General features: G+C 64.5%; 22 protein-coding genes and 1 pseudogene. 15 read left to right on the forward strand and 8 right to left on the reverse strand.

The genetic code is table 11. The features are described from left to right. Positions 1-125: 125 nt before the first annotated feature. Positions 126-605, reverse strand: a complete 480-nt coding sequence (locus tag BHK69_RS05585) for a hypothetical protein (protein WP_069689238.1) — start codon at positions 603-605, stop codon at positions 126-128. 137 nt (positions 606-742) lie between these two features. On the opposite strand from BHK69_RS05585, the gene BHK69_RS05590 reads away from it, so the two are divergent. The 10 genes from BHK69_RS05590 to recQ all read left to right on the forward strand — a co-directional run bounded on the left by BHK69_RS05590 (position 743) and on the right by recQ (position 13,077). Further along, positions 743-2,167: a sodium:proton antiporter gene (locus tag BHK69_RS05590; protein WP_083269137.1), complete on the forward strand. Its 1,425-nt coding sequence runs from the start codon at positions 743-745 to the stop codon at positions 2,165-2,167. A 181-nt stretch (positions 2,168-2,348) separates the two neighbouring features. Beyond that, positions 2,349-3,338, forward strand: a complete 990-nt coding sequence (locus BHK69_RS05595) for a threo-3-hydroxy-L-aspartate ammonia-lyase (RefSeq protein WP_069689239.1) — start codon at positions 2,349-2,351, stop codon at positions 3,336-3,338. A gap of 298 nt (positions 3,339-3,636) precedes the next feature. Continuing rightward, positions 3,637-3,903 carry a 30S ribosomal protein S20 gene (gene rpsT / locus BHK69_RS05600; protein WP_069689240.1) on the forward strand — a complete coding sequence of 89 codons (267 nt, stop codon included), beginning with the start codon at positions 3,637-3,639 and terminating at the stop codon, positions 3,901-3,903. Between the two features lie 795 nt (positions 3,904-4,698). Further along, on the forward strand, positions 4,699-6,222 hold the full coding sequence (gene dnaA, locus BHK69_RS05605) for a chromosomal replication initiator protein DnaA (protein WP_083269138.1): 1,524 nt from the start codon (positions 4,699-4,701) through the stop codon (positions 6,220-6,222). A 152-nt stretch (positions 6,223-6,374) separates the two neighbouring features. Further along, positions 6,375-7,490, forward strand: a complete 1,116-nt coding sequence (gene dnaN / locus BHK69_RS05610; RefSeq protein ID WP_069689241.1) for a DNA polymerase III subunit beta — start codon at positions 6,375-6,377, stop codon at positions 7,488-7,490. Positions 7,491-7,505: 15 nt separating this feature from the next. Continuing rightward, entirely contained in the window at positions 7,506-8,633 is a 1,128-nt protein-coding gene (gene recF / locus BHK69_RS05615) for a DNA replication/repair protein RecF (protein ID WP_069689242.1), read from the forward strand. A gap of 581 nt (positions 8,634-9,214) precedes the next feature. After that, a complete protein-coding gene (locus BHK69_RS33545) occupies positions 9,215-10,048 on the forward strand; it encodes a methyl-accepting chemotaxis protein (protein WP_425285559.1) in 834 nt (277 codons plus the stop codon). A gap of 179 nt (positions 10,049-10,227) precedes the next feature. Further along, a complete protein-coding gene (locus BHK69_RS05625; protein ID WP_069689244.1) occupies positions 10,228-10,842 on the forward strand; it encodes a LysE family translocator in 615 nt (204 codons plus the stop codon). A 6-nt stretch (positions 10,843-10,848) separates the two neighbouring features. Next, the gene (locus BHK69_RS05630; RefSeq protein WP_069689245.1) at positions 10,849-11,202 is read left to right on the forward strand and encodes a hypothetical protein; all 354 of its coding nucleotides are present in this window, start codon (positions 10,849-10,851) and stop codon (positions 11,200-11,202) included. 39 nt (positions 11,203-11,241) lie between these two features. Beyond that, positions 11,242-13,077, forward strand: coding sequence for a DNA helicase RecQ (gene recQ / locus BHK69_RS05635; protein ID WP_069689246.1), 1,836 nt, complete (start codon positions 11,242-11,244; stop codon positions 13,075-13,077). Positions 13,078-13,081: 4 nt separating this feature from the next. Here the strand turns inward: recQ and BHK69_RS05640 are convergent, their stop codons facing one another. Both BHK69_RS05640 and BHK69_RS05645 read right to left on the reverse strand, forming a co-directional pair. Beyond that, positions 13,082-13,501, reverse strand: a complete 420-nt coding sequence (locus BHK69_RS05640) for a type II toxin-antitoxin system HicB family antitoxin (protein WP_069689247.1) — start codon at positions 13,499-13,501, stop codon at positions 13,082-13,084. Then, entirely contained in the window at positions 13,501-13,689 is a 189-nt protein-coding gene (locus BHK69_RS05645) for a type II toxin-antitoxin system HicA family toxin (protein WP_069689248.1), read from the reverse strand. The genes BHK69_RS05640 and BHK69_RS05645 overlap by 1 nt, the downstream gene beginning before the upstream one ends. 200 nt (positions 13,690-13,889) lie before the next feature. Between BHK69_RS05645 and gyrB the strand changes: the two genes are divergently transcribed. Then, positions 13,890-16,310: a DNA topoisomerase (ATP-hydrolyzing) subunit B gene (gene gyrB, locus BHK69_RS05650; RefSeq protein ID WP_069693404.1), complete on the forward strand. Its 2,421-nt coding sequence runs from the start codon at positions 13,890-13,892 to the stop codon at positions 16,308-16,310. 1,454 nt (positions 16,311-17,764) lie between these two features. Here the strand turns inward: gyrB and BHK69_RS05655 are convergent. After that, positions 17,765-17,977, reverse strand: a pseudogene (locus BHK69_RS05655) (transposase); the annotation flags it as partial. 369 nt (positions 17,978-18,346) lie between these two features. Between BHK69_RS05655 and BHK69_RS05660 the strand changes: the two are divergent. Further along, the gene (locus BHK69_RS05660) at positions 18,347-20,449 is read left to right on the forward strand and encodes a M48 family metallopeptidase (RefSeq protein WP_244548411.1); all 2,103 of its coding nucleotides are present in this window, start codon (positions 18,347-18,349) and stop codon (positions 20,447-20,449) included. Positions 20,450-20,461: 12 nt separating this feature from the next. On the opposite strand, the gene hpaI is transcribed toward BHK69_RS05660, so the two are convergent. The 3 genes from hpaI to BHK69_RS05675 all read right to left on the reverse strand — a co-directional run bounded on the left by hpaI (position 20,462) and on the right by BHK69_RS05675 (position 22,984). Continuing rightward, on the reverse strand, positions 20,462-21,235 hold the full coding sequence (gene hpaI, locus BHK69_RS05665; RefSeq protein WP_069689251.1) for a 4-hydroxy-2-oxoheptanedioate aldolase: 774 nt from the start codon (positions 21,233-21,235) through the stop codon (positions 20,462-20,464). 8 nt (positions 21,236-21,243) lie between these two features. Beyond that, complete coding sequence (gene hpaH / locus BHK69_RS05670; RefSeq protein WP_069689252.1) at positions 21,244-22,026, reverse strand: 2-oxo-hept-4-ene-1,7-dioate hydratase; 783 nt, start codon at positions 22,024-22,026, stop codon at positions 21,244-21,246. 64 nt (positions 22,027-22,090) lie between these two features. Continuing rightward, the gene (locus BHK69_RS05675; RefSeq protein WP_069693405.1) at positions 22,091-22,984 is read right to left on the reverse strand and encodes a dioxygenase family protein; all 894 of its coding nucleotides are present in this window, start codon (positions 22,982-22,984) and stop codon (positions 22,091-22,093) included. 368 nt (positions 22,985-23,352) lie between these two features. Between BHK69_RS05675 and BHK69_RS05680 the strand changes: the two genes are divergently transcribed. Together BHK69_RS05680 and BHK69_RS05685 are read left to right on the forward strand one after the other, a co-directional pair. Continuing rightward, positions 23,353-24,048 (forward strand): GntR family transcriptional regulator, encoded by a 696-nt coding sequence (locus BHK69_RS05680; RefSeq protein ID WP_069689253.1) that lies wholly within the window; start codon positions 23,353-23,355, stop codon positions 24,046-24,048. Between the two features lie 20 nt (positions 24,049-24,068). After that, positions 24,069-24,902 (forward strand): sugar phosphate isomerase/epimerase family protein, encoded by an 834-nt coding sequence (locus tag BHK69_RS05685; RefSeq protein ID WP_069689254.1) that lies wholly within the window; start codon positions 24,069-24,071, stop codon positions 24,900-24,902. A 31-nt stretch (positions 24,903-24,933) separates the two neighbouring features. On the opposite strand, the gene BHK69_RS05690 is transcribed toward BHK69_RS05685, so the two are convergent. Further along, a complete protein-coding gene (locus BHK69_RS05690) occupies positions 24,934-25,605 on the reverse strand; it encodes a TetR/AcrR family transcriptional regulator (RefSeq protein WP_083269140.1) in 672 nt (223 codons plus the stop codon). A 249-nt stretch (positions 25,606-25,854) separates the two neighbouring features. Between BHK69_RS05690 and BHK69_RS05695 the strand changes: the two genes are divergently transcribed. Next, positions 25,855-26,523, forward strand: a complete 669-nt coding sequence (locus BHK69_RS05695) for an amino acid ABC transporter permease (protein WP_069689255.1) — start codon at positions 25,855-25,857, stop codon at positions 26,521-26,523. Positions 26,524-26,529: the final 6 nt, after the last annotated feature.

Here is a 26,529-nt window from a genome sequence, read left to right on the forward strand (position 1 = left end):
TCGTCCCAAGCTTGCCGTCATGCTCGCCCTTGTGGCGAGCATCCACGTCTCGAACACCGCGCTCGAGAGACGAAGACGTGGATGGTCGGGACAAGCCCGACCATGACGGACAGGTTCCAGGCAGGCTACTCGCCGCAGCTGAAATCGAGCTTCGCGCTCTTGGCGCTGCGGCCGACCTTGACCTCGATATCGAGCGGCGCGCAGGTCGCGTTGTCGAGCAGGAAGGCCTTGTGGATGCGCCCGCTCTCGCCGAACAGGAAACCGCCATAAACGCGCCGCAGCAGGGTCTTCTCGCCGGTCTTGGCCCGCTGCTTGACCGTGATGGAGGCAAGGTCGCGGGCGATCTTGTCGGAGGATTTGGTGTTCTTCGCGCCGGTGAACACCAGTGTGACCAGAACCGCGTCTGCCGGCTCGCCGGCATCGCCCTCGCCAATGACCGTGTTGTGCAGCGCCTTGTTGGCGCCGATGAGATTATCCGAGAGCTTGCCGGAGCGTTCGAGGAAGATCTGGGCCCTGATCTCGGCGACCGAGACCTGGGCGAAGACCGGGCTGGCCAGGGCCGGGACGAAGATAAGGGCCAGCAGGACTGGCAGAAGCGCTCGCATCCTCGAAATTCCCTCGTCGTCTCTCGTTGCGTCAACCGGGCCTATACTGATTTGGCCCTTGGTTGCGAGGCTTTCGGTCCTCGTCTAACCAGCTAGGCATTGATGATGATGACAACCACGCGAAAAGCGGGCGGGGAATGGCTTTGGCGAGCTTTCTGAGACGAACCGGCGCGGTGCTCGCGCTATGCCTGATCTCCAGCGCGGCGCTGGCCGCAGGCGATATCGGCGGCGCGACGATGGGAGCGGCCTGGGCGCTGCCCTTCGCCGGCATGCTGCTCTCGATCGCGCTCGGCCCCGTGCTGTTCCCGCATTTCTGGGAGCTGAACTACGGCAAGTTCGCAGCGTTCTGGTCGGTGCTGGTGCTGGCGCCGCTGGTCCTGTCGCGCGGTTTCGACCCCGCGCTGGGGGCGCTCCTGCATATGGGGCTGCTCGATTATATCCCCTTCATCATCCTGCTCTTCGCCCTGTTCACGATCGCCGGCGGCATCCTGATCATGGGCAATCTGCGCGGCACGCCCGCGACCAACACGGTTCTTCTGGCGATCGGCACGCTGATGGCGAGCTTCGTCGGCACCACGGGCGCCTCGATCATCATGATCCGCCCGATCCTGCGCGCCAATGACGCGCGGCGCCACAATGTCCATATCGTCGTGTTCTTCATCTTCCTGGTCTCGAATATCGGCGGTTCGCTGACGCCGCTCGGCGACCCGCCATTGTTCCTCGGCTTCCTGCGCGGGGTGAGCTTCTTCTGGACGACCACGCATCTGCTGCCGGAGACCAGCTTTGCCGTCATCGTGTTGCTCGCGCTGTTCTATGGGCTCGACAGCTGGTTCTACCGCAAGGAAGGCGGCCTGCGGTCGCTCAAGGACCCGACGCCGGACCGCGACATCAAGCTCTATGGCAAGGTCAACATCGCCCTGCTCGGCGGCGTCATCCTCGCCATCCTGATGTCGGCGAGCTGGAAGCCGGGCGTCGCCTTCACCGTGCACGGCATCGCGGTGGAATGGCAGAACCTGGCGCGCGACGTCATTCTGCTCGCGCTGGCGGGGTTTTCGCTGAAGCTGACGCCGGGTCCGGTGCGCGCCGGCAACGAATTCAGCTGGGGGCCGATCAAGGAGGTCGCAAAGCTCTTCGCCGGCATCTTCATCTGCATCATCCCGGTGCTGGCGATGCTGCAGGCGGGCCGCAACGGGGCCTTCGCGCCGCTGGTCGGGTTGGTGACGAACCCGGACGGAAGCGCCAACAACGCCGCCTATTTCTGGCTCGCCGGCGGCCTGTCCTCCTTCCTCGACAATGCGCCGACCTATCTCGTCTTTTTCGAGCTCGCCGGCGGCGATCCGCAAAGGCTGATGACGACGGGCGCGCTGACGCTGACGGCGATCTCGGCCGGCGCGGTCTTCATGGGCGCCAACAGCTATATCGGCAACGCGCCGAACTTCATGGTCTATGCCATCGCCAAGGACCGGAAGGTCGCGATGCCGAGCTTCTTCGGCTACATGCTCTGGTCGGGCGCGATCCTGATCCCGCTGTTTCTGGTGCAGACGCTGATTTTCTTCAGGTGAACCGGCGATCTCGTCACGCTCGGGCTTGACCCGAGCGGCTCTTGCCGGGTGGCTCAGGGTCCCCGCGGCTTGCGCGTCGATCAACGCCACGCATGGCTGATGTCACCGTCTCTGACTTGAAGCGGGACTGCCTGTGCTGGCAGATAGCGTTGAGACGATCCCGCCGCAGGACACAACTTCCATGACCGACGCAGCCGCCAGCAAGCCCTCCCTGCCGACCTATGCCGATGTCGAGGCGGCAGCGTTGCGCATCAAGGGCGTCGCCCACCATACCCCGGTCCTGACCTCGGCCACCGCCAACAGGCGCACCGACGCCAGCCTCGTCTTCAAGGCCGAGAACCTGCAGCGCATGGGCGCCTTCAAGTTCCGCGGCGGCTATAATGCGATCGCCGCATTGTCGCCGGAGCAGAAGCGCGCCGGCGTCGTGACCTATTCCTCGGGCAATCACGCCCAGGCGATTGCGCTTGCGGGCAAGCTGCTCGGCGTGCCGACGACGATCATCATGCCGGAGGATGCTCCGGTGGCGAAGGTCGAGGCGACGCAGGCCTATGGCGGCGAGATCGTGCGCTATGACCGCTACAGCCAGGACCGCCTCGCGATCGGTGGCAGGCTCGCGGCCGAGCGCGGCCTGACCGTGATCCCGCCCTATGACCACCCTCATGTCATCGCCGGGCAGGGCACGGCGACCAAGGAGCTGATCGAGGATGCCGGCCCCCTCGACATCCTGCTGGTCTGCCTCGGCGGCGGCGGCCTGCTGGCTGGGGCGGCCTTGGCCGCCAAGGCGCTGAATCCGGGCTGCCGCGTCTTCGGCGTCGAGCCCGAGGCCGGCAATGACGGCCAGCAATCCTTCCGCTCCGGCAAGATCGTCAAGATCGCGGTGCCCAAGACGATCGCCGATGGGGCGCAGACCGCCTTCCTGGGCGATCTCACCTTCCCGATCATCCAGGCCCTGGTCGAGGACATCGTCACCGTCAGCGACGCCGCGCTGATCGACGCGATGCGCTTCTTCGCTGAGCGGATGAAGCTCGTGGTCGAGCCGACCGGATGCCTGGCCGCCGCGGCCGCATTCACCGGTGCGGTGCCGGTCGCGGGCAAGCGCGTCGGCGTGATTTTGAGCGGTGGCAATGTCGATCTGGCGAGCTTTGCCCGTTTCATCGCGCCGGCCGGTTAGATCACGTCGCATTCGGACGTTTCCGTCCGAATGCGAAAGAACGTGATCGACTCTAAAAGCTGAGAGCATTGCTCTTGCGAAAAAGCGGTACCCATTTTTTGCGCAATGCTCTTAAAACCTGCGGCCGCGCGCCATTCCGGCGTTGACGCCGGGCACGGCAGCGACTATACGCCTGCCTCTCGCGACGGTCCGCGCAAGCAACGGCCGCCGCCCACGCATTTTCCATCACGGTCGCGGTCCGACCCCGCCAGGCATATTGCCTGAGGCGAACGGACGCGATGAGAACGAGGACGTTTCGATGGCCAATACGACGTCGGCCAAGAAGGCCACGCGCAAGATCGTGCGTCGCACCGAGGTCAATAAGGCGCGCCGCTCGCGTATGCGCACCTTCCTGCGCAAGGTCGAGGAGGCGATCGCCTCCGGCGACAAGAGCGCCGCTGCCGACGCTCTGAAGGCTGCCCAGCCGGAGATCATGCGGGCTGCTCAGAAGGGCATCGTTCACAAGAATACGGCGTCCCGGAAGGTCTCGCGCCTGGCGCATCGGGTTAGCGCTCTCGCTTCCTGATTTTCGTCATTCCGCAGAGCGGATTTTCGACTGAAAAACCCGGCCGTGAGGCCGGGTTTTTTCGTTGGCTGCAAACCTTGCTGTTACCCGGCTGCTACATTGCGCGAATGATTGATTCGGATCGCTTGTCAGCACGATTCTGCAATCTTTCCACGGCTTTGCGGGGTTGACTCCAGGCGCGCTCTGAGGGCGCAAAATCGGCCTCTCCGGCGCTTTTGACCGCGCAGCGAAAGCGCTTATTTTTCATGAGTTTAGCGGGCAAAGGATTTGGCCCTCGGGATTCCCTCCGACTCTCCTCGGGCGGATGGCACATTTGGAAAAAAAAGATTCGCCCCCGGAGGCACGGGGCATCCGTAAAGAAAATCTTAAGTTCCACAACCAATTGCACGGTGAATGCCGGTAGGTCAGGGTACCCCTTTCGGGCCTCGACTCTCGGAAGCCGGCTGAAGGGGATGTTGATCCCTTTCGAGAGCGCCCTGTAAGGTCATTTTCATCGCCGGGCGGACAGCAATGGCCACCGGGGATTTCCGAAGAAATAATAGTGTTTTGGCTCGCGACCTAGGGGGGTTGGAGGATGCTGCTCTTTGTCTTGTCAGGTTGAGATGAAGTGCGGCCTCGTCTCGCAGCGGGCTTTCCAAGCGTAATCGACAAGAGCGAAGGCAGGCCCCCTGCGAGCGCGCAGCGTTCGTGGGAAGCCTGATCTATCGACCGGACAGTAGCGCCGGCGAGGCTGCCGCATTGCGGCGGTTCTCGCTCAAGCGCGCCAATTTTTTTAAAAGAAACGGGGCAACACACATGTTTGAACGGCAGGAGACGGTGGAAGCGATCGAGGCAGTGGCGGCGCCACTTCCGTTGGTTGCGGCCACGATCACGGAGACGATAGCCCCCCTGCAGGGTTCGCTCGGGGAGGCCTGGGACCGCGTTCGCCGCCGCTTGCGTGCGGAGCTTGGCGAGGACGTGTTCTCAAGCTGGTTCGCCCGCGTCGAGATCGGCGGGCTCGTCGACAGCGTCGCCTATCTGACCGTGCCGACCCGTTTTCTGAAGAGCTGGCTCGAGGCGCATTACGCCGAACGTCTTCAGGTCAATTGCCAGGCCGAACTCGGCGCCGTGAATGGTGTCATCCTGTCCGTCCGCCAGGTGTCGCGTGACAGTGCGCCGGCCCCGGTGCGGGAGACGGTCGCCGTGCGTCCGCGCTCTGCGGTGGCTGCGCCTGCGGCGGCTTCCGCTGAGATCCGCCATGGTGAGGCCGCGATGCCGTGCGAGCGCGACATCGTCGACGCTTGCGGCACGCTGCTCGACCGGCGCCTGACCTTCGAGAACTTCATCGTCGGCAAGTCGAACCAGCTCGCTTTCGCGGCTGCCGAGCGTATCGCTGCGGCTCCTGCCGGGTCGACGCCCTACAACCCGCTCTACCTTCATGCCGGTGTCGGCTTGGGCAAGACGCATCTGCTGCAGGCGATCGCCCAGGAAGCGCGCCGCCAGGGCAAGCGCGTCGCTTATTTCACCGCCGACCGTTTCATGTACGGCTTCGTCGCCGCGCTGAAGTCGCAGACCGCGCTCGCCTTCAAGGAGAAGCTGCGCGGCATCGACCTGCTCGTGGTCGATGATGTGCAGTTCATCCAGGGCAAGTCGATCCAGCAGGAGTTCGGCCATACGATCAATGCGCTGATCGACGCCGGCAAGCAGATCGTCGTGGCCGGTGACAGGCTGGCCAACGACCTCGAGGCCCTGGACGAGCGCATCCGCTCGCGCCTGGGCGGCGGACTCGTGGTCGAGGTCGGCGATCTCGACGAGACGCTGCGCGGCAAGATTCTCGGCGGCCGGTTGGCGGCGCTGCACGCCGCCCATCCGAATTTCCACGTCAATCCCGATGTCGTCGCCTATGTCGCTTGCGTCGTCGCCACCAATGGCCGCGATCTCGACGGCGCCGCCAACCGCTTGCTCGCCCATGCCACGCTGTCTGGCCAGGCGGTCACCCTGGAAACGGCGGAGGCCGCGATCCGCGATCTGGTGCGGACCCGCGAGCCGCGCCGCGTCAAGATCGAGGACATCCAGAAGCTGGTCGCGACGCGCTACAATGTCAGCCGGGCCGATATCCTTTCGGAGCGGCGGACGGCGGCGGTGGTGAAGCCGCGCCAGATCGCGATGTATCTTTCCAAGGCGCTGACCCCGCGCTCCCTGCCCGAGATCGGCCGCCGTTTCGGCGGGCGCGACCACACCACGGTGCTGCATGCGGTACGCAAGATCGAGAAGCAGATCACCGAGGATCGCATGCTCCATGACGAGGTCGATCTGCTGAAGCGCATGCTGCAGGAGTGAGCGGCGGGCATTGAAGCCCCTCCGCCCGCATTGATTGTGATTGCCGGCGCGCCTGCCCTTGCGCCGGTGGCGCGCCTCCGGCAATGTCGCGGGCCATTCCGCCGCCCGCGCCTCCTTGGCCCGGGCGCAATCACGCCAGAAGACTAAGAGATATGAAGGTCACGGTCGAACGTTCCACGCTGCTGAAGTCGCTGGGCCACGTGCATCGCGTGGTGGAGCGCCGCAACACGATCCCGATCCTGTCGAACCTGCTGCTCAGCGGAGCAGAGGCCGGCCTGAGGCTCAAGGCGACCGACCTCGATATCGAGGTCGTGGAAACGATCGCCGCCGATGTCGCCGAGCCCGGCGCGACGACCGTCCCGGCCCATACGCTGTACGATATCGTCCGCAAGCTGCCCGACGGCGCGCAGGTCTCGCTCGAGACGACCGGCGAGACCGGGCTGACCTTGCGCTCGGGCCGCTCGCGCTTCCAGCTCCAGACCTTGCCGGAAAGCGACTTCCCGGACATCACGGCCGGCGAGATGGCGCATCGCTTCGTGCTCCCGGCCGGCGAGTTCAAGCGCCTGATCGACAAGACGCAGTTCGCGATCTCGACCGAGGAGACGCGCTATTATCTGAACGGCATCTATCTCCACACGCTCGATGTCGAGGGCCGCAGCCTGCTGCGCGCGGTCGCCACTGACGGCCACCGCCTCGCCCGCGTCGACACCGCAGCGCCTGCCGGCGCTGCCGGCATGCCGGGCGTCATCATCCCGCGCAAGGCCGTCTCCGAAATCCAGAAGCTGCTGGAGGACGGCGAGACCGAAGTGGCGATCGAATTGTCCGCGACCAAGATCCGCGTCGCGACCCAGGCTGTGGTGCTGACCTCGAAGCTGATCGACGGCACCTTCCCGGATTATCAGCGCGTCATCCCCAGCGGCAACGACAAGCGATTGACCGTCGACAAGGGCGATTTCGCGGCCTCGGTCGATCGCGTCTCGACGATCTCCTCCGAGCGCGGCCGGGCCGTGAAGCTCTCCATGGCCGATGGCCGCATGACGCTCTCGGTCACCAATCCCGATTCCGGCTCGGCGACCGAGGAGATCGAGGTCGACTATGATTCGAGCCCGCTCGATATCGGCTTCAACGCCCGCTATCTGATGGATATCGCCGCCCAGCTCGATGGCGACACGGCCCTGCTCAAGCTGGCCGACCCCGGCTCGCCGACCGTGATCCAGGATCGCGAAGGCGCGTCTGCGCTCTATGTGCTCATGCCGATGCGGGTTTAGGCAGCGTTCGGTGCCGTGGCCGCCGTTGCGCGCCTGATCCTCCAGGATTTCCGTTCCTATGAGGCCCTCGATCTGACGATCGAGGGCCAAATCGTTGCGCTTGTCGGCGAGAACGGAGCAGGCAAGACCAATCTGCTGGAAGCACTTTCGCTGTTCGCGCCCGGGCGCGGCTTGCGCCGCGTCGACCTTGCCGACATGGCGCGCCAGGGCGGGCCGAGCTCCTTTGCCGTCTCGATCGCACTCGCCGATGACGGGCCGCGCCTCGGTATAGGGCTGAGCGAGCGCGACGGCGAGGGCAAGCGCAGCCGCCTCGCGCGCATAGACGGTGTGCCGGTCGGCTCGGCGCTGGCTTTCAGCGAGCATCTGCGCCTGGTCTGGCTGACGCCGGATGTCGACGGGCTGTTCAGGGGCGCCGCCGGCGACCGCCGCCGCTTCCTCGACCGGCTGGTGCTGGCGGTCGACCCGACGCATGCGGCCCGCTCGAACGCGCTGGAGCGCGCCTTGCGCTCGCGCAACCGCATCCTCGAGGAGACGCCGCATCAGACGCAATGGCTCGATGCCGTCGAGCGCGAGGTCGCCGAGCTCGGCGTCGCGGTCGCGGCCGCCCGCGCCGAGACGGTGGCGCGCTTGAGCGCGATCATCGAGGAGACCCGCGACGACACCTCGCCCTTCCCCGATGCGGCGCTGGCGCTGGCCGGCGAACTCGACACTCTGGTGGCGCAGCGGCCGGCGCTCGACGCCGAGGACGAGTACCGCGCCTTGCTGCGGCAGAATCGCGCCCGCGATCGCGCCGCCGGGCGAACGCTGATCGGGCCGCAGGCGTCGGATCTCGAAGTCCGCCACGGGCCCAAGGACATTCCCGCCGAGCTGGGCTCGACCGGCGAGCAGAAGGCGCTTCTGATCGGCCTCGTGCTCGCTCATGCCAGGCTCGTCGCGGCGATGAGCGGCATCACTCCGCTCGTGCTGCTGGACGAGATCGCCGCCCATCTCGACCCGCGCCGGCGGGCCGCGCTCTACGACGCCTTGCTCGCGCTCGGCTGCCAGGTCTGGATGACTGGGGCTGACCCGGCATTGTTCGCGGGTCTGCCGGAGGGCTCGGAACGTTTCCTGGTCAATGCCGGGCGCGTTGTCCCGTTGAGCTGAGACCGCCGTGCGGAAGCGCGGGCTCCAGCAAGGACGGTTAATCATTTTTGACGAGAGTGAGGGCGATGCAACCGTCGCTACCCGCTTTCACGGCTGCCGAGGCCGCTCTCGCCGCTCGCCTTCTGGCGATTCTGGAGCCGCATTTCGACGCTTCGATACGCTCGCTCTACAGGAAGACCTTCGGCAGCGACGAACTCTGGCGGCATCAGGATACCTTCGCCGACGAGGCGTTGAAATACCGCCATCTGTTCCGTTTGCGGCTCGACGCCGATTATGTCGCAGCGAAGAAGCGGATCGTCGCCCGCGCCAATGGCAGCAAGATCCACCTCGCCGACTACCCGCAGTTCTTCCTCGAGGATTTCTCCAACTTCCTCGCCGTCATCGTCTCGCGCTGGAAGCGGCGCTGGGGCTCGATCGACGACGCCCTGCGCGTCTTCTGCAGGCTGATGCTGACGGATATCTCGTTCTCGCTCGCCTGCTTCGACGAGGCGATCGAAATCGAGACGGAAGGCCGCCTGAACGCGATCGAGCACGCCTTCCGCAATGGCATCGCCGAGCGCATCCAGGCGATCGAGGCCGGCATGGGCGAGGTCACGGGCTTCTCCGAGGCGCTGTCCGGCAAGGCCGGGGCCACGCTCTCGGCGGTCGCGGGAACCCAGCGCCGTCCCGAGCAGGTCTCGGCCTCGGTGGCGGAAATCGTCGCGGCAACCCGGGCTTTCGGAGCCTCCAGCGAGCGGATCAGGCAGGAGAGCGCAATCTCGCGCCGCGCCACCGACGAGGCCAGCGCCGAATGTCGCGGCATCACGGATAATGTCGCCGCGCTGCGCCAGGCGAATGAGCGGATCGGCAGCGTCGTCGAACTGATCCGCAATCTCGCTTCCCAAACCAATCTGCTCGCCCTCAACGCCACCATCGAGGCGGCGCGCGCGGGCGAGGCCGGGCGCGGCTTCGCGGTCGTGGCGGCCGAGGTCAAATCGCTGGCGACCGCGACCAACAGCGCCACCGAGACGATCCGCCAGGGTGTCGCCGAAGTCGTCAGCGCGGGCCAGGCGATCGAGGGCGCGGTGCGCGAACTCAGCCAGACCATGCAGGCGATGCAGGAGAGCGCGCGGATCGTCGCCGAATCCGTCGCGGAACAGACCGGCCGGATCCACGCCATCGCCGAGCGCGCCGAGACCTCGTCCTCCGGTGTCGATGCGATCGCCCATCACGCCGCACTCGTCGAGGGGCTCGCGGGCGAGGCGGCGGAATTGGCGCGGCAGATGGACCAGCGTGTCAAGGCGGCGTCTAGCCTGTCGCAGGAGCTGGAGCGTTCGATCGGCGACTTCCTCGGCGAGCTCGCGCAGGCTCGCGCCGACAAGCATCATGCGGTCGTGCGCGAGAGCCGGATGATTTCAGATCGGATCACTAAGTGATCCGATCTGAAATCTGAATCCGTCTCTCATCTAAAAGTGAGAGCAGGATGCGAAAAACCGGTTCCCACTTTTTCGCATCCTGCTCGCGGCCGTCTGATCGATCAGGCCACGCAATGCGATGAGACGGGATGCGGCAAGGCTGCTAGCTTGCGCTCCAACACGGCAATGCGGTGGGCGCTATGGACCTTTCGAGCCTTCTGATTTTCGCCGGCGTCTACTTCCTCGCCGTCGCCTCGCCGGGGCCAGCCATTGCGGCGCTGGTTGCGCGTTCGCTCGCCGCCGGCTTTCGCCGCTCGCTGCCCTTTGCCGCCGGCATTGCCGCGGGCGATCTGGTCTGGCTCTCGCTGACCGCGCTCGGGCTCGCCGTGCTGATGCAGAGCTTCCACGGGCTGTTCATCGCGATCAAATATGCCGGCTGCGCCTATCTACTTTATCTCGCCTTCAGGCTCTGGAGGGCGCCCGCGGGAGCGTTGCAGCAGACTCCGGCGGCACGCGGCGAAGGGTGGCGCCTGTTCCTGGGCGGCATCACGCTGACGATGGGCAATCCCAAGGTCATCGTCTTCTTCCTGTCGATCCTGCCGCTGGTCGTCGACCTCTCCGCCCTGACGCTGCTTGCCTTCGCCGAGATCGCCACGCTGATCGCACTGATCATCAGCTCGACCCTGATCGCCTATGCCTATGCGGCCGACCGCGCTCGCAGGCTGGTAGCGAGCCCGCGCGCGCTGCGCCGGATCAACCGATTGACGGGCGGCGTCATGGCGGGGGCTGCCGCCGCCATCGCCATGCGCAGCTGAACCTCCGTGCTGCTGGCGGCGGGCCTGCTCGATCTCGGTTTCGCGCTGTTCCATGCGGCGTTCTGGCGGCTCTTCGGCTGGCCGGAACGGCTTGCGCCATCGGGCGGGCTGAACAGCGCTATCACGCAAACGCTCAATGTGATGCTGAGCTTCGTCTTCGTCGTCTATGGCGCGGCGTTGATCTGGCAGGCGGGAGATCCCGAGGCATCCTGGCTGCTTCCCGTCGCGGGCGGCCTGTTCTGGCTGCTGCGATTGGCGCTCCAGTTGCTCTGGTTCGATCTGCGCCCGCTCGCATCCGGGCTGATCACGGCGGCTTTCGCCCTTGCGGCCGCGCTTCATCTGTTGGCCGGGCTGTCCTGAGGCTGGCAATCCGCGCGGCGGTCGGGCACACCACTCCTCATGCCGCAATCCCGCGAATCAGACGCCCGCGCGATCCTCAAATCCGTCTTCGGCTATGACGAATTCCGTCCCGGCCAATGGGAGGTGATCGCGGCCGCGCTTGCCGGCGAAGACGTCTTCGCCGTGATGCCGACGGGCTCGGGTAAATCGATGTGCTATCAGCTACCGGCGCTGGTCGCGGGTGGTTTGACGCTGGTGGTCTCGCCATTGATTGCCCTGATGCGCGATCAAGTCGGGCAATTGACGCGGGCCGGCGTCGCCGCCGCCTCGCTCAATTCGATGAACAGCGAAACCGAGGCCACTGAAGCCTGGGACAAGCTCAATGCAGGCGAATTGCGCCTGCTCTTCGTTTCGCCCGAGCGCTTGGCGGGCGACGGGCTGGTCTCGCGCCTGCGCCGGCTCGGCGTGACCCGACTCGCCATCGACGAGGCGCATTGCGTCTCGCAATGGGGCCATGATTTCCGCCCTGAATACCGCCTGCTCGCCAAGGCGCGCGAGGCCCTGGGCGGCGTGCCGGTGACGGCCCTGACCGCAACCGCCGACCGGCAGACGCGCGAGGACATCGCCCAGCAGCTCTTCCCCAAGCCGCCGCACAGCGTCGTCCACTCCTTCGACCGCCCGAATCTGAAGCTCGCCTTCGCGCCCAAGGACCAGCCCAAGCGCCAGATCGCCGAGTTCCTGACGCGCCATCGCGGCGGCAGCGGCATCGTCTACTGCTCCTCGCGCGGCCGTACCGAGCGTTTGAGCGAGGGTCTGCGCGAGAAGGGCTACAATGCGCTGCCCTATCATGCCGGCATGGAGCAGGGTCTGCGCAACCGCAATCAGGACATCTTCCTGCAGGAGGACGGCGTCGTCGTCTGCGCCACCATCGCCTTCGGCATGGGCATCAACAAACCCGATGTCCGCTTCGTCGTCCATGCCGACATGCCGGGCTCGATCGAGAGCTATTACCAGGAGATCGGCCGCGCCGGCCGCGATGGCCTGCCGGCCGACACGCTGACCCTCTACGGCATCGAGGACATGGCGCTGCGCCGCCGCCAGATCGACGAGAAGGCGGTCGAGGACGAGCGCCGCCGGATCGAGCACAAGCGCCTGAACGCCATGATCGACCTGTGCGAATCCGCGCTTTGTCGCAGGAGCGCGCTGCTCGCCTATTTCGGCGAGGAGACGCAGACCTGCCGGCATGGCAACGCGCCGATCCGCTGCGATCTCTGCGGCGGCGAGGCCGAATTGACCGATGCTACGCTCGATGCGCGAAAGCTGCTCTCGGCGGTGGCGCGCTCGGGCCAGCGCTTCGGCGCGGGCCATCTCGCCGACATCCTGACCGGCACCATGTCCGAGACTATCCGCCGCCAGAACCATGACGGGCTGAAGACCTTCGGCGTCGGCCAGGATAAGTCCAAGAGCGCCTGGACCGCGTTGACGCGAAAACTCTTCGCCGCCGGCGCCCTGGCCGAGGCCAGCGTCGAGCATGGCGGCTTCTGCCTGACCCCGAAGGGCGAAGATATCCTGTTCGGCCGCGAGGCGATCGCGCTTCGGGCCGATCTCCATGCCGATCGCCGTACGCGTCGCGCCGGGCGCGAGGCGGCCCGCGCCGACGGGCTCGACGAGGGCACGGCCGGGCTGTTCGAACATCTCAGGCAGCTGCGCCTGTCGATCGCCCGCGAGGAGGGCGTCGCGGCCTACATCATCTTCACCGACCGCACCCTGATCGCGATGGCGCGCGAGCGGCCGCTGGGGCTGGAGGCGATGCGCGCGATCGAAGGCGTCGGCGAGCGCAAGCTCACGCAATATGGCGAGGCCTTCCTGGAGGCGATCGCGGGGTTTGACGGATAGGACGTCAGGCGGCTGCGAGAACTTCGACGTCGAAGGCCTTACCGACGGCAGCCATCGCCGCCTCGATCTGTTCCAGACGCGAGGCGTGATCGAGCCTGAACAGCCGGTCGACGGATTCGCGCTTCCAGCCGAGACGCCGGGTCAAGTCAGCGCGCGTCATCCCGGATTCGCGCAAGGCGCGGTAGAGTTCGACCTTGAGCGTCGTCAGCATGGGCAAGCGCACGAGCGTTCCCGCTGTATCGGCCAGCGGAATGATCTCCCCGTCCGCGATCATGCTCGCGAGTGCGGTTTCAATGGCGTCCCTAGCATGAAGAAGCGCCTCCTCGCGGGTCGCCCCGAAGCTTGCGACCATGGGCAGGGACGGGCAAAGGACAAGCAGCGTCTCGTTGTCGTCCGGCGTCAGTTCGACATGATAAGCCAGCATCACTTCAGTCCCAGTTGTTTCTTGATCGCGTTAACGAGACCCGTGCCGAGTTCCTTACGCGCCCCATGCATCGGAATTTCGGATTTCAGCGCACCACGGCGCACCACGAGATGGCCTGATCCGCCCTTCTTGGCTTCGAAAGTGCAGCCCCTGGCCGCAAGCCACTTCTTCAACTCCTGAGCGTTCATCTGAACTCGTGCATCTCGATGTGAATTATCACATTCCACATTAATGTTGAAGTCAACACAAGTGTTAAGTTTCACTCCGGTCCGGTCCGGACTCGCGCACGCACGCGTACACGCGTGAAAAAGCCGTCATTACCCCCTATATTCAGCCATACGAATCAAGACGATCGCGGATGCCCGCGCCTCCGCCGAAGGACCACGACATGAGCGATGCTGCCCGCGACCTTGAAGATGCCGCCTATGGCGCCGATTCTATCAAGGTTCTCAAAGGCTTGGATGCGGTGCGCAAGCGCCCCGGCATGTATATCGGCGACACCGATGACGGCTCGGGCCTGCATCACATGGTCTATGAGGTGGTCGACAACGCGATCGACGAGGCGCTGGCCGGCCATGCCGACCTCGTCACCGTCACGCTGAACGCCGAGGGTTCGGTCACCGTCACCGACAATGGCCGCGGTATCCCGACCAATATCCACAGCGAGGAAGGCATCTCGGCGGCCGAGGTCATCATGACCCAGCTCCATGCCGGCGGTAAGTTCGACCAGAACTCCTACAAGGTCTCGGGCGGCCTGCACGGCGTCGGCGTCTCCGTGGTGAACGCGCTCTCGGTCTCGCTGAAGCTGCGCATCTGGCGCGGTGGCCAGGAGCATTTCATGGAGTTCCACCATGGCGATGCGGTGGCGCCGCTCGCGGTCGTGGGGCCGGCCGGCGACAAGCGCGGGACGGAGGTGACCTTCACCCCGTCCCAAGAAACCTTCACCATGATCGAGTTCGACTACAAGACGCTCGAACATCGCCTGCGCGAGCTCGCCTTCCTGAATTCGGGCGTCCGCATCGTCCTGACCGACGCCCGCCATGCCGAGGTGGTGCGCGAGGAGTTGATGTATGAGGGCGGCGTCGAGGCCTTCGTGCGCTATCTCGACCGCGCCAAGACCGCGATCATCCCCAAGCCGGTGATGCTCTCGGCCGAAAAGGACGGCATCACCGTCGATGTCGCGCTGTGGTGGAACGACAGCTACCACGAGAACGTGCTCTGCTTCACCAACAACATCCCGCAGCGTGACGGTGGCACCCATCTTGCCGGCTTCCGCGCCGCGCTGACGCGCCAGATCACCGGCTATGCCGAGACCTCGGGCATCCTGAAGAAGGAGAAGGTCGCGCTCACCGGCGATGATTGCCGCGAGGGCCTGACCGCGATCGTCTCGGTCAAGGTCCCCGACCCGAAATTCTCCTCGCAGACCAAGGACAAGCTGGTCTCCTCGGAGGTGCGCCCCGTCGTCGAGAACGTCGTCAACCAGGCGCTCTCGACCTGGCTCGAAGAGCACCCGCCCGAGGCCAAGCTGATCGTCGGCAAGGTCGCCGAAGCCGCTGCCGCACGCGAGGCCGCCCGCAAGGCGCGCGACCTCACCCGCCGCAAGGGCGCGCTCGACATCGCCTCGCTCCCGGGCAAGCTCGCCGACTGCCAGGAACGCGATCCAGCCAAGTCGGAACTCTTCATCGTCGAGGGTGACTCGGCCGGCGGTTCGGCCAAGCAGGGCCGCGCCCGCGAATACCAGGCTGTGCTGCCCCTGCGCGGCAAGATCCTCAATGTCGAGCGGGCGCGCGTCGACAAGATGCTCTCCTCCGAGCAGGTCGGCACGCTGATCATCGCGCTCGGTGCCGGCATCCGCGAAGAGTTCAATATCGAGAAGCTGCGCTACCACAAGATCATCATCATGACCGACGCGGACGTGGACGGCTCCCACATTCGCACCCTGCTCCTGACCTTCTTCTACCGGCAGATGCCGGAGGTGATCGAGCGTGGGCATCTCTTCATTGCCCAGCCGCCGCTCTACAAGGCGGCGCGCGGCAAATCGCAGACCTATCTCAAGGACGAGCGCGCGCTCGAGGATTACCTCGTCGAAACCGCGCTCGACGGCGCGGTCTTCAAGACCAGCGACAGCGCCGAGCGGGCCGGCACCGATCTGCGCGGCCTGATCGAGGAGGCGCGCGGCATCCGCTTCACCCTTGGGCAATTGCATTCGCGCTATGACCGCCGCGTCGTCGAGCAGATGGCGATCGCCGGTGCGCTTCATCCCTTCTCCGAGGACAGCGAAGCGCAGGCCAACGAGAAGGCGGCCGCCGTGGCAGTGCGCCTCGATGCGATCTCCGACGATCTTGAGCGCGGCTGGGAAGGCAAGGTCGCCGATGGCGGCTTCCTGTTCTCTCGGATGGTGCGCGGCGTGAAGCAGGTCGCAGTGATCGATGCCGGCCTGCTCGCCAGTGCCGAGGCACGCAAGCTCGATGCGTCGAGCGACTCGCTGCAGGAGGCCTATGCCAAGCCAGGCCTGCTCAGCCGCAAGGGCGACGACCATGCCGTCAACGGTCCGACAGACCTGTTCGACGCCGTCACGGCCATCGGCAAGAAGGGCGTCTCGCTGCAGCGCTACAAAGGTCTCGGCGAGATGAACCCGGAACAGCTCTGGGAAACCACGCTCGACCGCGAAGCCCGCTCGCTGCTGCGCGTCAAGAATGACCAGAACGACGAGGCCGACGATCTCTTCGTCAAACTGATGGGCGATGTCGTGGAGCCGCGCCGCGAGTTCATCCAGAGCAACGCCCTGAACGCGACGGTCGATACCTGAGCTGCGTTGTCGGGGCTGGCCTGAAAACCATCAAGCGAGACGCGAAAGCCGGAACACGAGACCGGTAAACCAAACCTGACGTGCTCGTTTCGGCCGATCGGAACTGGAATTTTCCAGTTCCGATCCAGCGATCGGGACGAGGAGAGTTCCGTGACGGCATCGAAGTTCAGGGAGGCGCAGGTAGTGTTTTCTGATGAGCGAGCCAAACGTTATCCTCACCCTCAACCACCGCCGCGACACCATCCTAGAGGCGATCAAGGCGTATGAAGACAAGCTGGTGGATGCGCGCCGTGACCTGTCGCACTCGAACGCGACGATCCGGTTGTTCGAGGTTGGGGATAACTCCAGTTCCCCGTCTATATGGAGCTAGGAAGGCTGTTCCGGCCTCGTGAGCTTGGGAAGCTATGCCAGCTGCGCTGGCCGAGGAAGCGCCCCTGGACCGCGGGAGCTTGCCGTGCGCGTGATCCGCGCGAAGGGGATGGATTAAGGCGACAAGGTATTGCGCAGCGCCGTCGCACATCGCGTGGTGTAGGCGTTGAGCATGCAGCTAAAGCGAGGGCTGATTACCTCAGAGGGTAAGCGAGACAGAGTGCGCCCGTGGAGCGGCAGCTAAGCGCGGCAAAAGGCTGCATCAGATGCGGCACATGAGTATGGTTACGTCGGGCGCAAATGCAAAGGGAACGTTCCGCGGGCTGGCCGCAAAACGATGGAATGGCCTGTGGAAAAGCCGAAAAGGCGATTCATCGCAACGTGTTGTGTATTCTTACCCGCTTGATAACCCTGTTGAAAAAATGTGTGTTCATGGGGATTCTCGCAGGAATCACAATGAGTTATATTCTGATTCGCTAGCCTATGCTTAGTGACGATCGCTGCGCACGTAACACGGTGAAATTCTGCCAGCCGTAGCCATGTCTCGGGCGGACATGTGTGCTTTGTGGGGTTCCCGGCAGGCCCCACCGCGCGTGGAAATGGCGGCTCCCTTTGCCCAAGGGAGCCGCCTTTATTTTCGCGGACCGCAGATGTGCTGCCACTTGCGTTCGCGAGAGCTAACAAAGCGATCCTTCGCTCGATGAAATGTAGCGATCCAAGTTTCGGAGCCGTTAGAAGCGGTCTTTATCCCCACAGCGTAAAAAAGTTGGTTGTCTGGATTGTGGTAGATACAGGTTACTGCGTTTGGTCGCTTGGGATCAGCAAAATAGCGGCCCTTCTCTACAGCGAAGGTCAAGTGCATCACGTCAAAAGGAGTAATAAATTTATGATCTCCTAGGATGTGCTTCAATTCTGCGTGCCTCAAATATACAATACCTGGATGGGCTTTAAGGTAATTAGCAACAGGGCGTGGCAAATCTCCAACCGTAAGGACGGTTCTCTGCCCAAGAATAAGTTGCGTTAAATGCGAAAGCTCAATGGCCATAAAATACAAACGCCAACATTCTCAGACTGACGATACAAGGTTACGCGGAGCACTGCCAGTAGCCTTTCCAAATCCGGCTAGCGAGGTGCGCAGGAGCCGCGCTGGTGACCATCAAATACTGCTCACCATTGCTCGCCCGGCGATGATCCTCACGCCACGCCATCTTTGACGAATAGGCGTTGAGGTACGGACCGGCCATATGGTGATGCGTGCCGATCTCAGTGCGGCGCAGGCGGGAGAAGAAGCTTTCTGCCATGTATGCAGCGCTGCATCAGCGTGAACCGTAGCGGGGAATGCACGCGTTGGCCGATGGTCGGCAGCGAGGCCCCCTCTGACTTGAACACGAAAGGTAGCGTGCGGCCCTTGCGTTCGCGCAAAACCGCTCCGCCCGCCAGCTCGACTGTCGCCGCCAAGCCCACGGCGTTAGATTGTAACCGGGCCACCTAAACGGGCAGCTCAGCTTTGTCCTGCTTTGTCATTTGTCCTCGCCCATCGATATGCGTTGATGGACGGGCATGAACAGAGCTGTGCCGGCGCATGCTTTCCATTTTGGTTTTGAAACGGGTCTGCAAGTTCGATGACAGATGCAACACAGGTAAATGGAGCCGGTCGGAGGCGCGGTGTGCCACCGGTCGTCGCGATGACGTTCTGGCTAATCGTCCTGCCATTGGCCCTCGCTGCCCTTGGCGTATGGCAGCTCGAAAGGTCTGGTCAGGCCCGCCAGTCGGTCGGCGTCGCCAGCGAGAATATGGCGCGGACGATCGCCGAACTTCGGCCTATCGCAGCGGAGACACCCAATGCGATGATACGTTTTGTAGGCGGGCGGTCTTATCCGGCCTCCATGGCGCTTGCCATGGTAGAGAAGGCTGCTGGCAAGAACGGCTTTCTTCAAACGGTATCAGCGCTTCGGCATCCCTTTGCCTATTTGACGATTGCGGGAGGCATCCTGGCTTTTTTAGGCGGGGCCGTTGGCATTCTGGCATCCAACCTCGCAGGACGGCGTGCTCGCCGCTCTCGTGACCAACTTGTACGAAGCTTTATGCGCCTCCGGCTATTGTTGCCGTTCCTGCTGGCTGCGGTGATGCTGGGCCTTGGCTTTGCTGGCGTGGGCGCCACGCTGTTCGAAACCATAAGCCTGCCATTCTGGGGCGATCTTTCCGGCGATGCTATCAAGCTTGGCCTTGCAGGTATCCTCCTCGCCGGGATCGGCCTGTATTGCGCGGTCACCGCGGTTCGCGGGCTGCGCCGTGTCTTCGCGCTCGTCGAACCCGAACCGATCGTCGAGCGGGCACGCATAGCGACGGAGCAGGATGCGCCAGCCTTGTGGAGCTTCGTGCGTCATCTCGCCTCGCGCATGCAGGCCGGGCCGCCCGACACCATCGTGGTCGGTCTCACCCGCGGCTTCTACGTGACGGAGAGCCGCGTGCGCCTTCTCCCTGGAGACCAGCTTGTCGAAGGCCGAACGCTGCATATGCCGGCCCCGTTCCTCGAACTCCTGGACACGGCGGAGATCGCCGCAATCGTCGGACATGAACTCGCCCACTTTGTCGGGGAGGACACACGCTATTCGCAACGCTTCGTGCCCATCTATTCCAGCCTGCAACGTTCGCTCGGAGCCCTCTATCAGGCTGATCTCAATGGCGATTTCGGCATTGGCGCCGGTCTTCGCCTCGGCTATCACGCCTTGTCGCGCTTCGATACGGCAGTGGCGCATTGGAGCCGGATACGGGAATTCGAAGCCGATCGCCGCGGCAGCCTTGCCAGCGGGCCAGATGCAGCCGCTTCCGCACTCATACGCAGCCACATTGCCGATTCAAATATAGAGGTCATTCTCGAGGCCGCCTTTCGAGGCGACCGCCAGTTCGGCTCGAATCTGGTGGCGGCCGTTGCGGCGCTGACGGCCAAGCAGGGTTTTCAAAACCCCGACGAGCATCTGGAGGACAGGCAACCGCATCCGACCGACAGCCACCCGCCGACGACCCAGCGCATTCAGGCGCTTGGCGTGCCGGTCGATGAAAAGCTGCTGGCGCATGCGACACGCCGGCGAGGTGCTGACACATCGTCTTTCGGCGCCCGCGCTTTTGCCGACTGGGACGCATTCTGCCGCGATCTGTCCAGTGATTTCCTGGTGAACGCCGATAAGGCGCAAGTCGAATATAGGCAGGAATTACAGATCGCGGTGGCAGGTGTTGCCGATAAGGAGATCGTCCTCTTCGAGAATATCCGTCCGATAGCCGCCCCGGCGATGATGCTGATCGCGGTGCTCTTCGGCGCCTTCATCGCCTGCACCTATCTTTTCCCCATCCAGATGGGATTCGGCGATGACGAGACCACCAAGGCGACAGTGGCTGCCATCCTTGGAGCTGGTATCGTCTTTTGCCTTGGCTTGTTCGTCTTTGTGCGTCACCGGGTAAGCCACCCCCTCATGGTCCTTACGCCGGAGACGCTGCGCTCGCATTGGCTGGCGCAGCCTGTGCGATGGGACGCTGTTGTCGGATACCAGGTCCATGTCGCGCATCGTCTCGCGTTACAGCTCTTTCTGGCCGATGGTGCGCCGCTCCCCGACCGGACACGGTTTTCCTTTTACAACAAGGTAAACCGCAAAAGACGCATGATCGAACTCGATGCTCTCGGTATCCGCGAGATGAAGGCGGATGCTTTTTCCGACATGGTGGGACGTTATATCGCCGCCGCTCACGCGCGACGGGCGCTTGACCAGGGCTGAAGCGATCCCGCTTCAGCTGCGCGGGCCCTTGAACTGCTCGCAGAGCGCTTCGCTCGCGCGGACCAGCATGGCCGCATCGACGCCCACGGCCGTGAAGGTGGTGCCGAGCTCGATGCAGCGTGCGGCGAAGGCGTTGTCGGGCGTCAGGATGCCGGCCGGCTTGCCGCAGGCCCTGATGCGGCCGATCGCCGTCTCGATCAGCGCCTTGACCTCCGGATGGCCGGGCTGGCCGACATGGCCGAGGCTCGCCGCCAGATCGGCCGGGCCGATGAAGACGCCGTCGACGCCATCGACCGAGGCGATCGCCTCCAATTGGTCGAGCGCCTCGCCGGTCTCGATCTGCACGAGCAGGCAGAGCTCCTCATGGGCGCGCCGGCCATAATCCGCGACGCGGCCGAAGCGGGTTGCCCGCGTCACGCCCGAGACGCCCCTGATGCCCTCGGGCGGATAGCGCATCGCCGAGACCGCAGCCCGCGCCTCCCCAGCGTTCTGGACATAGGGGATCAGCAGGGTCTGCGCGCCGAAATCGAGCAATCGCTTGATCAGCACGGCGTCGTTGCTGGCTGGCCGCACCACTGCCGAGACCGGATAGGGCGCGACCGCCTGGAGCTGCGCCAGCACGGTCAGCGGATCGCCTGGTGAATGTTCGGTGTCGAGCAGGAGCCAATCGAAGCCGGAACCCGCGACCGCCTCGGCCGTATAGCTGCCCGGCAGGCTGCACCATAGGCCGATCTGCGAGCGGCCCTCATTCAGGGCGCGCTTGAAGAGATTGGGCGGGAGTTCCATGGCGAACCTCAACTGAACGAGACGCCGATGGCGCCGAGCGGACCGTAATCGGCCTGGACGACGTCGCCGGCTGCGATGTCGACCGGCCGGGTAAAGGAGCCGGCGAGCACGATCTCGCCCTTCCTCAGCCCCGTTCCGACAGCGTGCAATTTGTTGACGAGCCAGGCAATGCCGGCTGCGGGGTGGCCCATGATCGCGGCCGAGACGCCGGATTCCTCGATGAGGCCGTTCTTCGACAGCGTCGCGCCGATCCAGCGGATATCGACATCCATCGGACGGATCGGCCGTCCACCGACCACGATCGCCCCGAAGGCGGCATTGTCGGCGATGGTGTCGGTGATCGCGCGCGGAACCTCGGTGCGGTAATCGATAATCTCAAGCGCCGGCAGCACCATTTCCGTCGCGCGCATGACGTCGTAGATGCGCGCGCCAGGGCCTTCCAGGTCCTGCCCCATGACGAAGGCGAGTTCGACCTCCAGGCGCGGCTTGATGAAGTCGCTCGCCTTGATCCGAGCTCCGTCATTGTAGAGCGCGTCGTCGAGGATGCAGCCATAATCCGGCTCGGTCATCTTCGACGCCATCTGCATGGCGCGCGAGGTCAGGCCGATCTTGTGGCCCACCATGCGGGCGCCATTGGCGATTCGCGCCTGCGCCCAGAGACCCTGGATGCGGTAGGCATCCTCGATCTCGATGCCGGGATAGGTCTTGCTGAGCTGGGGAATCGCCTGGCGCGTGCGCTCCGCCTGGAGCAATGCGTCGGCGCCCTGTTGGCGCTCGCCTTCGGTCAGCATGATGGTCTCCTGCGCGCATGATGGTCGCCTGCGCGGCGGCTTGCGGAATGAAGCGGTGGATCCGCTACTTGATCGGCGGGCGCGGCAGCACGGTTTCGCCGGGCTCCATCACATAGGTGTAGTCCAGCGCGTACCAGGGCGTGGCGATGCCGGCATCGGATGGGTGCGGCTCGTCATGGCGGACATAATCGCCGAGCAGGGCCCTGGTGACGCCGAACTGGACGTCGCTGTCGATATGCGGATCCTTGGGGTCGTAGACCTGCGAGATCAGGACCTTGAAGCCCGGCTTGACGACCAGCGCATGCAGATGCGCCGGGCGGTAGGGATGCCGGTCCTGCGCCGCCAGCAGCCGGCCGACGACGCCGTCGGTCGGGATCGGGTAACCGACCATCTTCACCGTGCTGAACCAGAAGCGGCCATCCGCATCGGTGGTGAATTTGCCGCGCAGGTTCATCTCGGCCTGTTCGGGATCCTGATTCTCGTAAAGCCCGACCGGCGAGGCGTGCCAGACATCGACCTCGGCGCCAGCGATGGGCGCGCCGGCCTGGTCGACGACGCGGGCCGTCACCAGCAGCGGATCGCCTGGCGTATCGGAGCGGATGATCGTGCCGCCATTCGCGACATGCGGCGCGTTCAATCGCCAGAACGGGCCGAGCAGCGATTGCGAGGTTTCGGTGTTGCCGCCATCGCCATTGTTGAGCAGGCAGACCAGGGAGGAGACGCCGAGCGAGCCGGCCATCAGCACCATCTCGTTATGGCTGTCGCTGGTGAGCTTGCCGATCTCGTTCAGGAGCGCGGTCGCTTCGCGAAACTCGATTTCGGTCAGGCGCACATCGCGGATGAAGGCATGGAGATGGGTCACGAGCGAGGCCAGGATTTCGCGCTGACGCGGGTTTTTCGTGCGCGCCATCACGGCCAGCGCATCGCGCGTCACATCGTGATGAGTCTCGATGATCATGGCGTCCTCCTTGCGCCTTTCCATCGAGTAAAATCGATTATCTGTCAACTTGAGAGAGCCCGAGCAGGCGCCGGGGGCTGGGTGCCTGCCGGGCACGCTTCATCAACTTTCGGGGTAATGCGCTTATTTCAAACATCATTTTTGACTGCCTTGCCAAATATTGACGATGCGGGTTGGCGCGCCTTGGCTTTTCGGGTCTTGATATTTGACATTGATAATCGATTATTCTAGCTATCGGTGATGGTTGAACCGGCATGGCGGAAGGAGGTGGCAGCATGAGTTTTGTCGCCGATGAGCCGGCCGATGCATTGGCGTCGAAGGTTGGATTTGCCAGAGGTGGGAGTCCCGTTTCCGAGGAACCCGCATCCATGCCCAGCTCACCGACCCATGGTTCGAGCGACAGCAAGAACACCAAGGCCTCGCGTCTGGTCGATCGGCTGCGCGAGGCGATTTTGTCGGGCGAGCTGCGCCCCGGAACCAAGATCAATCTCGACGCGGTCAGGCGCGAACTCGATGTCTCGCTGAGCCCGCTGCGCGAGGCGCTGGCCCGCCTGATCGCGGTCGGCCTCGTCGAACTGCACGACAACAAGGGCTATTCGGTCGCGCCGGTTTCGCTGAGCAATCTCGCGGAAATCACCCGGCTGCGGGTCGAATTCGAGAGCCTCGCACTCTCCTCGGCCATCGCCAATGGCGATCTGAGCTGGGAGAGCGACGTCATGCGTGCGCTCCATCGCCTCAACCGCACCGAGCGGGTTGCTGGTGACCCGGCGACGCTGGAAGCCTGGGAACACGCCCATCGCGACTTCCATATGACGCTGATCGGAGGCTGCGGTTTGCCGCTGCTGCTGAATTTCTGCGCCATGCTGCACAATCTGAACGATCGCTATCGCCGGATTTTTCTGGTGGCGCAGGGTGGCGATCGCAATGTCGCCGCCGAGCACAGCGAGATCGCGCAGGGCGCGGTGGCGCGCGATGGGACTTACGCCTGCGAGAAGCTGCGCGAGCATATCCTGCGCACCGGCACCAATCTGCGCGCCCGCCTGTCCGACCAGCTTCAGCCCTGAGCCGAGGGAGCGCGATCCCGATGCAGCCGTCATCCGCCTCGCTGCCACCGCTCGGGATCGCGCATTTCACCACGATCGATGTCGCACCGCTCGACTTCGTCGCCCTTGCCGCGAAGATCGGCTACGCCACGGTGGGCTTGCGGCTCCACCCGGCTTTCCCGGGCGCGCCGTTCTACGAGATCCGGCCGGGCAGCGCGCTGATGGCGTCGATGCGGGCTTTGCTCGCGAATACGGGCCTGCGCGTCCACGATATCGAATTCGTCGTCATCGACGGCAGCTTCTCGCCGGTCAGCCTGGCGCCGATTCTCGAAAGCGCGGCCGAACTCGGAGCGCAGCGGCTGAGCGTCTGCGGTGACGATCCCGAGCTTGGCCGGCTTGTCGCCAACTTCGCCGGGCTTTGCGACCTGGCGGCCGGCTTCGGCCTGGGCGTCGATCTCGAAAACATGCCCTGGCGGCAGGTGGCGACCATACAGGATGCGGCGCGTGTCGTGCTGGAGGCAGAACGCACCAATGGCGGCGTGCTCGTCGATGCACTGCATCTCGCGCGCGGCGGCGGAAGCCCGGCGGATCTGCGGGAGATGCCGCGACATCTCATCAGGAGCGCCCAGCTTTGCGATGCAGGAGCCGGGCGGCCCGTATCGATCGAGGCGATCATCCAGGAAGCGCGCGGCGGGCGGTTATTGCCGGGGCAAGGCGTCCTGCCATTGCAGGATCTGCTGGCCGAGCTCCCGGCCGATGTGACGCTTTCGGTCGAGGTGCCCAATCATGGCGCCCCGGCGCTGGAGCATGCGCAAGCCGTCTTCGATGCCGCGATGGCGGTGATCGCGGCCCGCGATCTGGCTGGATCGGCCTGAGGCGATGACACAGGCACCCAATCATTGCCCGTCAGCGGCAGACCATCCTCAGCACGGTTTCAATGGCGCTTCGGCGGCGGCGCTCGCGCGCCTCGGGGGCCGCCATGTCATGGCCGAAGACCTGACGGATGCTGGCCTGGTTGGAGACATTGTAGAAGCTCAGCGCGCTGATCGTCAGGTGGATGTCGATCGGGTCGAGCCCCTCCCGGAACAGGCCATCCGCCAGCCCGCGCTCATAGACCTCGCGGATCATGTCGATCGCCGAGAGGTTCAGCACGCTGATCTTGGTGGAGCTCGCGAGATGGCGGCCGTGATGGATGTTCTCGACCATGACGAGGCGGACGAAATCCGGATTGTCGGCGTGATAATCGAAGGTGAAGCCCGTCAGTGTGGCGATCGCCTCGCGCGGCGGCAGGGCGGCGAGATCCAGGCTGCGCTCGAAGGTGCGGATGCGGGCATAGGCCTCCTCCAGCACGGCCCGGTAGAGCCCCTCCTTGTCGCCGAAATAATAATAGATCATCCGCTTGCTGTTGGAGGTCTTGGCCGCGATCTCGTCGACGCGGGCGCCGCTGAGGCCGTTCTCCACGAATTCGGCGCGCGCCACCGCGAGGATGTCGCGGCGCACGCCTTCGGGATCCTGCGTCCAGCTCGCCGATTTGCGGCGCTTCGCCGGCAGGGGCGGGGCGGTCACCATCCGATTCATCTCGCTACGTTCCAAACCGGTCGCGACCCTAGCGCGCCTGGCGCTGCTGTAAATGGACCAGACCGTTAATTTCACTTGACCAATTGAACTATCTAGTACAATTGAAATTCACGGATCTATCGCAGGCATGGCGCGCGATGCGCCGAGCGCGGCGATACCGGCTAAGGCGCCCGCTCAGAGGCGCCGAAAATGACGATATAGTGCTCGGACCGACCCGTTCAGAAGGTTGGCCGCTCCAGGGAAAACGCCGTGAACTACACGCTCGACTTCTTGCCCGTCATCGACGGGCTGCCCAGCCTGCTGGCGGCCTGTCTCGGCACGCTCGGATTGGCTCTGGGCGGCATGATCCTCGCGATCATCATCGGGATCGGCGGCGTGGTGCTGCGCGATTCCGGCATCAGGCAGGTGCGCTGGCTCGTCATCGCCTTCGTCGAGCTGATCCGCAACACCCCCTTTCTTGTCCAGATCTATTTCATCTATTTCGCCTTGCCGCTCGCCGGCATCCGGCTCGATCCGACGCCGACGGCGATCATCGCGCTCGGCATCAATGGCGGCGCCTATGCGATCGAGATCATCCGCGGCGGCGTGCAATCGATCGGCAAGGGGCAGATCGAGGCCGGTCTCGCGCTCGGCCTGCACAAGACCCAGGTCTTCCGCCTCATCGTGCTGAAGCCGGCGCTGCGTGCGATCTACCCCTCGCTCACCAGCCAGTTCATCCTGCTGACCCTGACCACGAGCGTAGCCTCGGCGATCGCGGCCTATGAACTGACCTCGGTCGCCCAGAGGATCGAATCCGACAGCTTCCGCAGCTTCGAGGTCTATGGCGCGGTGACGCTGTTCTACCTCGTCATGTCCTGGCTGCTGATGCGGATCTTCGGGCTGATCCAGTCGCGCTATCTCAGCTATCCGGTCAAGTGAGGGAGG

Source organism: Bosea vaviloviae, assembly GCF_001741865.1.
GTDB lineage: Bacteria > Pseudomonadota > Alphaproteobacteria > Rhizobiales > Beijerinckiaceae > Allobosea > Allobosea vaviloviae.